The organism is Streptomyces sp. NPDC047085, from assembly GCF_040643735.1.
Lineage (GTDB): Bacteria > Actinomycetota > Actinomycetes > Streptomycetales > Streptomycetaceae > Streptomyces.
In genome coordinates this window covers 1-9,036 of the sequence record NZ_JBEYUW010000030.1, presented here as the reverse complement: position 1 = coordinate 9,036, position 9,036 = coordinate 1, and the positions used below count along the sequence as shown (strand labels likewise).

The following is a 9,036-nucleotide window of genomic DNA, read 5'->3' as shown; positions in this document are numbered from 1 at the left end:
GCTGGAACAACTCCCACAATTCGTCCGGCACCAGCCGCTCAACGATCCCCACCACGATCCACAGCCTACCGAGGCATCCAAATGAGATGACGTCTAAAAGGAGGGCGGCGGACTTGGGCGCCTGGCTTTGCTTCGAGGACGAGGCTGGCCAGGGCCTGAGGACGCCCAAAGGTCGTACCTGGAGCCGCCGGGGCCACACCCCGGTGGTGCGGGTCACCGCCGCGGCACCAAACGTGTCTCGATGGCGGCGCTGGTCTGCACCAAAGCTGGCCACCGGCCACGGCTGATCTACCGCATCCACCTCGACCGTGGTCCCGCCAAGGGCCGTCGCAAGGGCTTCACCGAGACCGACTACGCCCGCCTGTTGGATGCCGCGCACCAACAACTCGGCGGCCCCATCGTTCTGGTCTGGGACAACTTGAACACACACGTCAGCCGCACCATGCGTGATCTGATCGCCGCCCGATTATGGCTGACCGTCTACCAACTGCCGCCGTACGCCACCGAGCTCAACCCCGTCGAGGGCGTGTGGTCGCACCTGAAGCGGTCGCTGGCCAACCTCACCAAACACAGCCTCGACCAGCTCACCGCGTTGGTGAAGAGGCGGCTGAAACGGATGCAGTACCGCCCCCGCCTCATCGAGGGCCTCATTGCCAAGACCGGGCTCGACCTCCAGCCGCCGTAACCTCAGTTAGAGATGTCTAGCAGCACGCTCCGTCACCAACGAATGTGAGACAGGGCCGTTGAATTGACACACCCACCGCCCTGACAGCCGTTCGGGCACTCCGGCTCGCTACGTCTTACGGTCATCCTCAGGAAGAGTTACGTCGGGCTTTCAGCGGGTGATCGAGATTGCGAAGGGCGCGAATCCGCTGGATCGGATCACGTGTGGTACGAACAGGATCGCGGCCTCGGCAGCCCGCGCGGTCTCGATCCCACCGAGGTCCGTGATCCACTGCTGCTGCCAGCTGAGGTCGGCGAGAAGCCCGCGTACGACCTGCTTGGCCTCCGGGTCCTTGCCGGAGAGGAAGGCGGTCGGTGTCTGGGTGAGCGCGGCGGGCGCGGTCATCACCGTGTAGAGCATCGTGTTGAGCGTCTTGACGACGCGCGTGTCGGGGAGAGCTTCTTGAAGTTGCTCCGCGAGGCTTGAGCCGGGGTAGAGCAGGTCGGCCGGCAGTCCGTCTGGTCCGTCGACGGTGGCGTTGGAGACGTCTACGAGAATCTTGCCCTGCAGTTCCTCGCGCAGCGCGATGAGCCGCTCCAGCGAGCCGGCGCCCGGGGTGGCGTTGATGACGATCTGCGCTGTCCGGGCGGCGTCGGCGGCAGAGCCTGGTGAGCGATCCGCCACGGCGACTTCGTGCCCGGCCCGGGTGAGGGCCAGGGCGAGGCTGCCGCCGACGCGGCCGTTTCCGAGAACGGCGATCATGGTCATGCCGATGTGGTCCTTCCGGTGCTTATGGTTCTCGTGGGAGTCAGCGGGAGAGCGTGGTGACGGCTTCGGTGTGCACGCCGGGCGCGGCGGCCAGGAAGCTCTCGCTCTCCGGGGTCCAGGGGCGGCCCTCGGCATCGGATATCTGCCCGCCGGCCTCGGCGACGAGCAGCGCCCCGGGAAGAAGGTCCGCGCGGGCCCCGGCGAACTGCCAGAAGGCGTCGATCCGGCCGGCGGCCACGTTCAGCAGGTGCAGGGTGGCGGGCACGGATGTCCGCACCACGAGCGCATCGAAGAGCATCGCGGTGATCGAGGAGCCGATGCGCCGCACGACCTTCTCGTCCTCGTCCGGCCTGGCCTGGCTCGTGGCCACCAGGCTCAGGCCGAGGTTCGTGGTCTGGGACACGTGCAGCGGGCGGCCGTCGAGGTGGGCGCCGGCGCCGGCGAGTGCGGTGTAGGTCTCACCGGTCAACGGCAGGTGCACTGCGGTGAGCACCGGCTGGTTGTCGCGCACGAGAGTGGCGGTCACCGCCCACTCCGGCAGGGCGTGCAGGTGGTTGACGTTGCCTTCGGCCGGATCCAGGACCCACCATTCGCCGGGGGGCAGGGCCCCGCCCGCGAGCTCGTCCTCCACCAAGCGGGCGTCCGGGCGCAGGAGGGTGAGGCGGGGGCGCAGGACGTCGAGGACCGCGTCGTCGTTGGCGGCGAGCGCGCGCATCAGCTCTTCGCGGTTCTGGTAGCGGACCACGTCGCCGAACCGCTCCCGCAGCGCCGAAGCCGCCGCGCGCACGGCGATCGCGGTCTGCGCGAGCAGGTCGGCGTCGGACGCGGAGCCGGCGGTTGCAGCAATTTGAGGGGTCTGAATCGACTCGGGCATGGCGGTGCTCCCATCTGAGCAGGGGGGTGATGAGGGACCAGGCGAAAACCGTGTTTCTTTCACGCCCGCATCTCGAAGGTAGGAGGACCCATCATTAACTGCAAGTGCATGTAAAGCACGGCTAGGATGAGTCGCATGCAATTGGATTTGAACCTGCTCGCCGCGCTCGATGCGCTCCTGGAGGAAGGCAGCGTGGCCGGAGCTGCTGCGCGCCTGCATGTCACCGCCCCCGCGATGAGTCGAAGCCTCGGCCGGATCCGGCGCACGACGGGGGATCAGATCCTGGTGCGTACCGGGCGCACGATGACCCCGACGCCGTACGCGATCGCCGTCCGGGAACAGGTGCACGAGCTGCTTCAGCAGGTGCAGGGCGTGCTGGCACCGAGCCGCGAACTCGACCTCACGACGCTCGAGCGCACCTTCACACTCCGCTGGCACGATTCACTCGTCGCCCTCAGCGGCCCCGCGCTTCTCGCCGCCGTACGCAAGCAGGCGCCGGGCGTGCGTTTGCGCTTCATCGCGGAATCGAGCATCGACACCCCCGAGTTGCGTCGCGGCGAGGTCGACCTGGAGGCGAACGCGAACCGCCCGACCGCACCCGACATTCGCGCCGATCGGGTGGCTGAGACCCAGCACGTCATCGTCGTGCGGCGCGGGCACCCGCTCACCCGAGTCAAGGCTGTCACCGCCGCGCGGTACGCCGCGGCCGAGCACATCACCGTCTCGCGGCGCGGAAGGCTCGGCAACGCCCTCGACGACGCTCTCGCGCGGCTCGGCCTCACCCGACGGGTAGTGGCGACCGCGCCCACCGAAGCGGCCGCGTTCGAGTTCGTGCGCGGCTCCGACCTCCTCGTCACAGCCCCCGAATCGACGACGCGTTCAGCGGCCACGGTTCTCGGTCTGGCCTTGCTCCCACTGCCGTTCGAACTGCCGTCGGCCGCGGTGTACCTGTCATGGCATCAGCGCTATGACACCGACCCCGCACACGTCTGGCTACGCGATCTTGCGCGGACTGCGTTGGCGCCCCGACGTAACCCACACCTTTAAAGATCTCTAGATTTGAGGAAGCTTGCTTCGCAGGGGACAGTGAATGGCAGGAAAGCCAGTCGTACGCTTCGCCAATCTTCTCGCGCGTCGCCCGCTTCTCGAAAGCGATCTTCTTCAGAGACGCGCATTTCAGTGGGGCGAACTTCAAGGGCGATGTGGATTTTAATCGCGCCACGTTCGCGAATCTTGTCGGATTCTGGAAGGCGACCTCCGATGATACTGCGAACTTCAGCGACGTCACCCTTCGCGAAGCCTTCTTTTTCGAGGCGATCTTCACTGGAAATGCCTATTTTCGCGGAGTGCCATTCATTGAAGCTTTGGAGGAAAGGGGATCTATTCCACGCGGTGCGCCCTGTGGCGAGCGACGCGCAGCTGGGCCTCGGTGGGTAGGTAGGGGAAGCCGGTCGACTCGCGGGCGGTGCGCAGTGGGCCTTCGCAGAGGGCGTCGAGGGCAGTGCCGGGAGCTCCCTGAGGGGTGAGCGTGAGGGCGATACGGGTGCGAGGGTGAGCGGGTCGGCCTGTGATGTGGACCTTCGCCCGCTGGACGCCGGGCAAGGCGTCGGCGTCGGTGGCGATCGCGTCGCTAAGCGCGCGGTCGCGCAGTTCGACGCCTTCCTGCGGAGGGCTGCCGCCGACGGGTAGCTCTCCGGGACGACGCCCGCGCAGTTGGGCGAGCAGCCACCACAGGGCGAGCACGGTTATGAGGGTGAGGGCGGCTATGACTGCAGGCCACCACCAGCCCTGACTGCTCCAGCGCGCCCGGTCGGCGGAGCTGAGAAGGACGTCGTCCGGTGTGGTCAGGGGCCAGCCTGCGGGCGGCCTCTGGCCTTGCCGCCGGTAGAGGTCGAGCCCGGCGGCGATGACCAGCAGGCCGCCGCCGAGCAGTACCAGTCCGGTGAGGGCCAGCAAGATGCGGTTGAGTACGGGTCGCGGCGTCATGGCGCGGCCTCCGGTGCTGGGCGTCGGTCAGGCGGCGCGTTGCCGCACACGTACGACGATTCGGGGGGGACGGGAGAGGGCGAGTCGTTCGCGTTCCTCGTTGAGGACGGTGGCGAGGTCGTCCTTCACCTGCTGCGGGTCGCGGAAGCGGACGTCCGCGTGGGCCTTGATGCGGTGGCGGCGCACCCGGATGCGTGCCGTGCGGACGCCTGGGACCCGCATGACGGCGTCGCGCAGCAGAGCGGCGGCGCTGTTGCGATCCAGTTGGGCCCGCAGCTGGGACGGGGGCCAGTCGGGAGGGGATCGCAGGGGCAACAGGCGGCGCAGGCCGGGGCTGAGTGCCAGGATGATCAGCCACACGCCCACGGCAGCGGCCACGGCGGCTCCGGTGAGCATCCACACATCGTCCACGGGACGAGTGGCCAGTTCGTCGGCCAGGTTTCTTCGCCAGGCCGCTGCCTGGCCTCCCGCCCGCACGGCAACGACATCGATCAGTGCCGCGCCTGCCGCCACGAGAATCACCGAGGCGATCAGCGCGGCGGGAAGACGGCGAGCGGACCACGGGCGGGGGGTGGTGTGCCATCTGTTGTGGCCGTCCCCCGCCATGCCCGGCGGGGGCGGTGCGGGCTTGGCCAGCGCCTTCGACGACGGCGTCGTGTCACGGTGCGCGGGCCGTTCGGGGCTTGGGCCGGGAGGGCCCGGGTCGAGTGCCATTCCGGTCCTCCTTGAGGTGAGGCAAGACGGGCGACCGAGCCCGGCGGCTCACTGGACCCGTCCCCGGTTCGTGCCGGCGAGGGTCACCAGTCGCCGGATGGTCAGGGTGACTTCTCGCACGTTCAGGCCGGTCAGCCGAGCCACTCGGTCGGCGACGTCGCGCTGTATCCGCTCGGAGACGCGGGGGAGGTCGGTGGGGTAGGGCAAGTCCAGGGTCAGGTGCAGGCGCACCGATCCGGTGTGGGTGGCCGCAGAGGCGGAGAGCGCTGCCGGTCCGCTCCGGTCGGGCGGAATGGCGGCACACCGCAGTTGAGCCTTGCGTGCGGCCTCAGCGGCTATACGGGCGACCACCTTGTCGGGGATGATGGTGGCGCCTCGCTCGGCCGGAGGTGGCAGGCCGACTACCGGCGCCGGCGGGCCGGACCCGGCGCCGAGGGGTGTGGCAGAACCGGGTCGAGCACTCATCGTTGCCTCCGTGTGCGGAGGTCGAGGTCGCCCTGCAGGACGAGGCCGGCGATCAAACCTGCCGCGCCCAGGACCAGAACCAGCAGGAATGCCCAGAAGCCGCCGAAGTAACCGGCGAAGCCCAGGGCCATGCCGGCCGCGAGGCCCATCGTCGCTGTGCTCATCACTCACTCACCCATCTCGCGAGCATCGTCACGTGATCACCTGCTCACGCCGGACGTGGCAGCGGATCACGGCGGGTCACCTCACGCGACCCTCCCCCCGTGCGGACTCTTCCTCCTCGTCGGGGAGGTGCACGTCGTCGACGGTGATGTTCACCTCAACCACCTCCAGTCCCGTCATCCGCTCCACGGCGCTGATCACGTTGGTGCGGGCGTCGCCGGCGACGTCGACGATGGAGACGCCGTACTCGACGACGACGTCCAGGTCCACTGCGGCCTGGCTCTCCCCGACCTCGACCTTCACCCCTCGGGTGACGCCGCTGCCTCCGCCGGGGACACGTTCCCGCACGGCGCCGATGGCGCGGGCCATCCCCGCCCCGAGGTTGTGGATGCCCGGTACCTCGCGGGCGGCCATGCCCGCGATCTTGGCCACCACACTGTCCGCGATGGTGGTCTTCCCCCGTGTCTCTGCCGGAGCCCCGGCGCCGGTACGGCCCTTCAGTACACTCTCGCCTCCATCGGGCCGGCCGTCTCGGCTGGCGGCGGTGCTGTTCTCCGTCATGGCGGTCGCCTCGATCGGGTCGGTCGGCATCGGCATGATGCCCGTCGCAAGGTTGGACATATCGGGCGGCCGATTTCTCACACCCATCTTGTGTGACGCGCATCACATTTTTGGACGCGGGTACCCTCTGAGTGCTGAGCCGTGAGCAGGAGCGGCATGTTCGAACGAACTGGTTCTTCACCGCTGGGATGCGACCTGCCGGATGGGCTGCTGGCCCTGCGGGCCGCCGAGGGAGACGAGGACTCCTTCGCTGTTCTCGTCCGGCGGCACAGCCGCCCCCTCCTCATCCTGGCCTGTTGCATGCTCGGCAACGCCCAGGACGCCGAGGAGGCCGTTCAGGACGCCTTCGTCAGCGCCTGGCGACGGCTGCCCGAATATCGCCACGCTGCGGAGTTCCGCACCTGGATGTACCGGATCACCGTCAACCGTTGCCTGAACACGCGACGCCGCCGACGGCCGCCCCTCCCGCTGGACGCCGTCGCAGGAACCGCAACGGGCGACGAGCGGAACTCGCCCGCCCGCGCGGCGGAGCAGGACGCGGTCGCGGCCGCCATGGTCTGCGCGCTCGGCGAGCTGGACGCCGAACAACGTGTCTGCTGGATCCTGCGGGAACTGCAGGGCCTGTCCTACAAAGAGATCGCCCACGTGACACATACCAGTGAGCAGACGGTGCGCGGCAGACTGTTCAGAGCGCGGCGGAGCCTGAAGGAGGAGATGGCCCCATGGCGCTAGACGACCCGCACGCGCGGCCTCCCGACGACCCAGCCGTCGATGACGCGGCACCGCTCGCGGGTGACGAGGTACTGACCTGCGGACGCCTGCTCAGCCAGGTCTGGGAACAGGCACAGGACGCGTTGCCGACTGCGGATCCGCACACCATGTCGTGTCCCCAGTGCCGCGAGGCCGTCGAGGGACTTGCCGCGTTGAACGCGGCTGCGCGGGCGCTCCGCACCAAGGGCCCTCTCGGCCTGCAGGCACTCGCCGACCGCGTCATGAGCATCGTCAGGGCCGAGGTCCGGCTCGGACGGCTGCTGCCGCTGGCTGACACGGTCCTGGATCTGCGGATCGCCGAAACCGCCGCGGCGAAAGTGCTGCGGCAGGCTGCGGATACGGTCCCTGGCGCGAGGGTCGCAACCTGCAGGATCCTGCCTGCAGGTGAGCGTGCCGAAGTGCAGGTGACCATGACCCTGGCCGCCGCCCTCGACCGCCCGCTGCCCGGCAGGGTCGACCAGGTACGCCGGTCGATCATCCACGCCGCCGAACAAGCCCTGGGGCTGGCCGTGACGGCTGTAGACATCATCGTGGCCGATGTCCTGGAGCCGTCCTTGCCCCCCGGCCCTACGCACTCCGGGCAAACCACAGGCGGTGGTAGGTGATGGCCGCCACCGGCTCGACCTCTCCCCTCGGCGTCGCGGCTGAGGCGGCCCTCGCGGTCCCCGGTGTGGCCGGCCTGCAACCCCGCCTCGCCCGCTGCCTCGCGGCAGTCGTCTCGCCCACGCGGCCGGAGACAACAGCTGAACGCACGCCGCCCGAGGCAGGCGTCCGCGCCGACCGGATGCCGGACGGCTCGGGATGGCACATCGAGGTTCGCTGCGTGTTGGCCGAAGGCCACAGAGCATTGGATATCGCCCGGAACGTCCATGACCAGGTACGGGCCGCTGTCATCTCCCACCTCGCCGCACACGGCGCCCCGGAACCGGTGACCGTCACCGTCACTGTCACCCGTATTGCCGCCCAGCAGCAGCGTTCGTGAGACCGGCCCGGAAACCACGCCACTGCTCGCCACCGACTGTGACACCGAGGAGATTTCCGTGCCGTACGGCCGCTGGGCCGCCACAAGGCATTCCGGATACGGTCCGATGACCCGCCGCTGTGACGGGGGCGTCCCGGGTGTTAGTCATAACCCCAGGAAGGGACTTGGGCGCGCTGCATGATGGCCTGGAAGCACCGTTGGTGACCGTCGTTGTCCGCTCGTAAGGGCACGCCGTGGGCACGGAGCTCGTCGGGCAGGTCGATGAGGAGACGGTCCGCAGGAAGGCGGTCTGCGCACCGCGCAGACCGCGCGGTGCGTGGGCGACTTCGGCCTGCGATCATCCGTAGAGCGATCGGGCTCCTGGGCTGTCGCCCTTGAAGCGCTGACCCGCGGCGATCTCCTCGCCGACCACCGACCAGACGGTCTCGTCGTCCTGGAAGGGGAGTGGGTCAATGCTGCTCGTCTCCTGACGAATGCGCTCGACCTCGCGCTCCAGGCGCTCGAAGCCGGCTTCCTCGTCGCCGTCGTCGCCGCTGAAACTCTTCGAGCAGGCGCTGGAACCGGAGGGTGACCTGGACGAGGGAGGAGACGTCCGTGTGGAGTTCCTGCACGGTCTCCTCGTCGATGTCGAAGGCGTGCACCTTGCCGGAACCGGGGTCGAGGGCGAGGTGGGCGTTGAGCAGCCAGCAGATGACGGGCCATTCGCCCGCGTCCTCCGAAGCGTCCTCGAAGTCCTCGACGTCGACCACGTCTTGGACCAAGGGCAGCAGGCCGTCGGCCTCGTCGGGCTGACGCAGCCAGAGCGTCCCCGTGGGGACGCCGACGGTCTGCAGGAGGCGGGCACCCTCGGTGTCCGCGGAGGCCGGGAAGGCGGTGGCGGGCAGGGTCGCGAGCGGGTCGTCGCCGAAGATCTCGACCAGTTCGCTGCGGGTGACGTCGAAAAGCACTGCCGGGACTCCGAACTCGGCGGTGGCACGGGCGCCGTGGGACTTTTAGACGTCATCTCATTTGGTGAGTCTGCGGTAGCAGATGAGGGTGCAAGCGATGCTGGTGAAGGCCAGGAAGTGGTCGGCTTTGCGCTCGTAGCGG

General features: G+C 68.8%; 12 protein-coding genes and 2 pseudogenes. 6 read left to right on the top strand and 8 right to left on the bottom strand.

What is annotated here, in order from left to right:
- The first annotated feature begins 241 nt into the window (after positions 1 to 241).
- Positions 242 to 685 (top strand): transposase, encoded by a 444-nt coding sequence (locus ABZ865_RS41905; RefSeq protein WP_361242776.1) that lies wholly within the window; start codon positions 242 to 244, stop codon positions 683 to 685.
- 150 nt (positions 686 to 835) lie between these two features.
- Here ABZ865_RS41905 and ABZ865_RS41900 read toward each other — a convergent pair whose 3' ends face one another.
- On the bottom strand, positions 836 to 1,432 hold the full coding sequence (locus ABZ865_RS41900) for an NAD(P)-binding domain-containing protein (protein ID WP_361242774.1): 597 nt from the start codon (positions 1,430 to 1,432) through the stop codon (positions 836 to 838).
- Between the two features lie 40 nt (positions 1,433 to 1,472).
- Entirely contained in the window at positions 1,473 to 2,306 is an 834-nt protein-coding gene (locus ABZ865_RS41895; protein WP_361242771.1) for an inositol monophosphatase family protein, read from the bottom strand.
- A 135-nt stretch (positions 2,307 to 2,441) separates the two neighbouring features.
- Between ABZ865_RS41895 and ABZ865_RS41890 the strand changes: the two genes are divergently transcribed.
- Positions 2,442 to 3,353 (top strand): LysR family transcriptional regulator, encoded by a 912-nt coding sequence (locus ABZ865_RS41890; protein WP_361242768.1) that lies wholly within the window; start codon positions 2,442 to 2,444, stop codon positions 3,351 to 3,353.
- A 2-nt stretch (positions 3,354 to 3,355) separates the two neighbouring features.
- Positions 3,356 to 3,583, top strand: a pseudogene (locus ABZ865_RS41885) (pentapeptide repeat-containing protein); the annotation flags it as partial.
- 103 nt (positions 3,584 to 3,686) lie between these two features.
- Here the strand turns inward: ABZ865_RS41885 and ABZ865_RS41880 are convergent.
- The 5 genes from ABZ865_RS41880 to ABZ865_RS41860 all read right to left on the bottom strand — a co-directional run bounded on the left by ABZ865_RS41880 (position 3,687) and on the right by ABZ865_RS41860 (position 6,194).
- Positions 3,687 to 4,292 carry an alkaline shock response membrane anchor protein AmaP gene (locus ABZ865_RS41880; protein ID WP_361242765.1) on the bottom strand — a complete coding sequence of 202 codons (606 nt, stop codon included), beginning with the start codon at positions 4,290 to 4,292 and terminating at the stop codon, positions 3,687 to 3,689.
- 27 nt (positions 4,293 to 4,319) lie between these two features.
- Positions 4,320 to 5,006: a DUF6286 domain-containing protein gene (locus tag ABZ865_RS41875; protein ID WP_361242762.1), complete on the bottom strand. Its 687-nt coding sequence runs from the start codon at positions 5,004 to 5,006 to the stop codon at positions 4,320 to 4,322.
- 48 nt (positions 5,007 to 5,054) lie between these two features.
- The gene (locus tag ABZ865_RS41870) at positions 5,055 to 5,471 is read right to left on the bottom strand and encodes an Asp23/Gls24 family envelope stress response protein (RefSeq protein ID WP_361242759.1); all 417 of its coding nucleotides are present in this window, start codon (positions 5,469 to 5,471) and stop codon (positions 5,055 to 5,057) included.
- Positions 5,468 to 5,635, bottom strand: coding sequence for a hypothetical protein (locus tag ABZ865_RS41865; RefSeq protein WP_361242755.1), 168 nt, complete (start codon positions 5,633 to 5,635; stop codon positions 5,468 to 5,470). Before ABZ865_RS41865 ends, ABZ865_RS41870 begins: the two co-directional genes overlap by 4 nt.
- A gap of 76 nt (positions 5,636 to 5,711) precedes the next feature.
- Positions 5,712 to 6,194 carry an Asp23/Gls24 family envelope stress response protein gene (locus tag ABZ865_RS41860; protein WP_361242779.1) on the bottom strand — a complete coding sequence of 161 codons (483 nt, stop codon included), beginning with the start codon at positions 6,192 to 6,194 and terminating at the stop codon, positions 5,712 to 5,714.
- 156 nt (positions 6,195 to 6,350) lie between these two features.
- On the opposite strand from ABZ865_RS41860, the gene ABZ865_RS41855 reads away from it, so the two are divergent.
- The 3 genes from ABZ865_RS41855 to ABZ865_RS41845 are packed head-to-tail and all read left to right on the top strand — an operon-like array spanning position 6,351 to position 7,947.
- Entirely contained in the window at positions 6,351 to 6,926 is a 576-nt protein-coding gene (locus tag ABZ865_RS41855) for an RNA polymerase sigma factor (RefSeq protein ID WP_361242752.1), read from the top strand.
- Positions 6,917 to 7,570, top strand: a complete 654-nt coding sequence (locus tag ABZ865_RS41850; RefSeq protein ID WP_361242749.1) for a hypothetical protein — start codon at positions 6,917 to 6,919, stop codon at positions 7,568 to 7,570. The genes ABZ865_RS41855 and ABZ865_RS41850 overlap by 10 nt, the downstream gene beginning before the upstream one ends.
- Positions 7,570 to 7,947, top strand: a complete 378-nt coding sequence (locus ABZ865_RS41845) for a hypothetical protein (RefSeq protein ID WP_361242746.1) — start codon at positions 7,570 to 7,572, stop codon at positions 7,945 to 7,947. The genes ABZ865_RS41850 and ABZ865_RS41845 overlap by 1 nt, the downstream gene beginning before the upstream one ends.
- A 337-nt stretch (positions 7,948 to 8,284) precedes the next feature.
- Here the strand turns inward: ABZ865_RS41845 and ABZ865_RS41840 are convergent.
- Positions 8,285 to 8,894: pseudogene (locus ABZ865_RS41840) on the bottom strand (SUKH-4 family immunity protein).
- Positions 8,895 to 9,036: the final 142 nt, after the last annotated feature.

Bases quoted from the DNA above. Each gene is read 5' to 3' on its own strand.
- ABZ865_RS41890 (WP_361242768.1), top strand. From the start codon at position 2,442: ATGCAATTGGATTTGAACCTGCTCGCCGCGCTCGATGCGCTCCTGGAG.
- ABZ865_RS41875 (WP_361242762.1), bottom strand. From the start codon at position 5,006: ATGGCACTCGACCCGGGCCCTCCCGGCCCAAGCCCCGAACGGCCCGCG.
- ABZ865_RS41905 (WP_361242776.1), top strand. From the start codon at position 242: ATGGCGGCGCTGGTCTGCACCAAAGCTGGCCACCGGCCACGGCTGATC.
- ABZ865_RS41855 (WP_361242752.1), top strand. From the start codon at position 6,351: ATGTTCGAACGAACTGGTTCTTCACCGCTGGGATGCGACCTGCCGGAT.
- ABZ865_RS41845 (WP_361242746.1), top strand. From the start codon at position 7,570: ATGGCCGCCACCGGCTCGACCTCTCCCCTCGGCGTCGCGGCTGAGGCG.
- ABZ865_RS41900 (WP_361242774.1), bottom strand. From the start codon at position 1,432: ATGACCATGATCGCCGTTCTCGGAAACGGCCGCGTCGGCGGCAGCCTC.
- ABZ865_RS41860 (WP_361242779.1), bottom strand. From the start codon at position 6,194: ATGACGGAGAACAGCACCGCCGCCAGCCGAGACGGCCGGCCCGATGGA.
- ABZ865_RS41850 (WP_361242749.1), top strand. From the start codon at position 6,917: ATGGCGCTAGACGACCCGCACGCGCGGCCTCCCGACGACCCAGCCGTC.
- ABZ865_RS41880 (WP_361242765.1), bottom strand. From the start codon at position 4,292: ATGACGCCGCGACCCGTACTCAACCGCATCTTGCTGGCCCTCACCGGA.
- ABZ865_RS41870 (WP_361242759.1), bottom strand. From the start codon at position 5,471: ATGAGTGCTCGACCCGGTTCTGCCACACCCCTCGGCGCCGGGTCCGGC.
- ABZ865_RS41865 (WP_361242755.1), bottom strand. From the start codon at position 5,635: ATGAGCACAGCGACGATGGGCCTCGCGGCCGGCATGGCCCTGGGCTTC.
- ABZ865_RS41895 (WP_361242771.1), bottom strand. From the start codon at position 2,306: ATGCCCGAGTCGATTCAGACCCCTCAAATTGCTGCAACCGCCGGCTCC.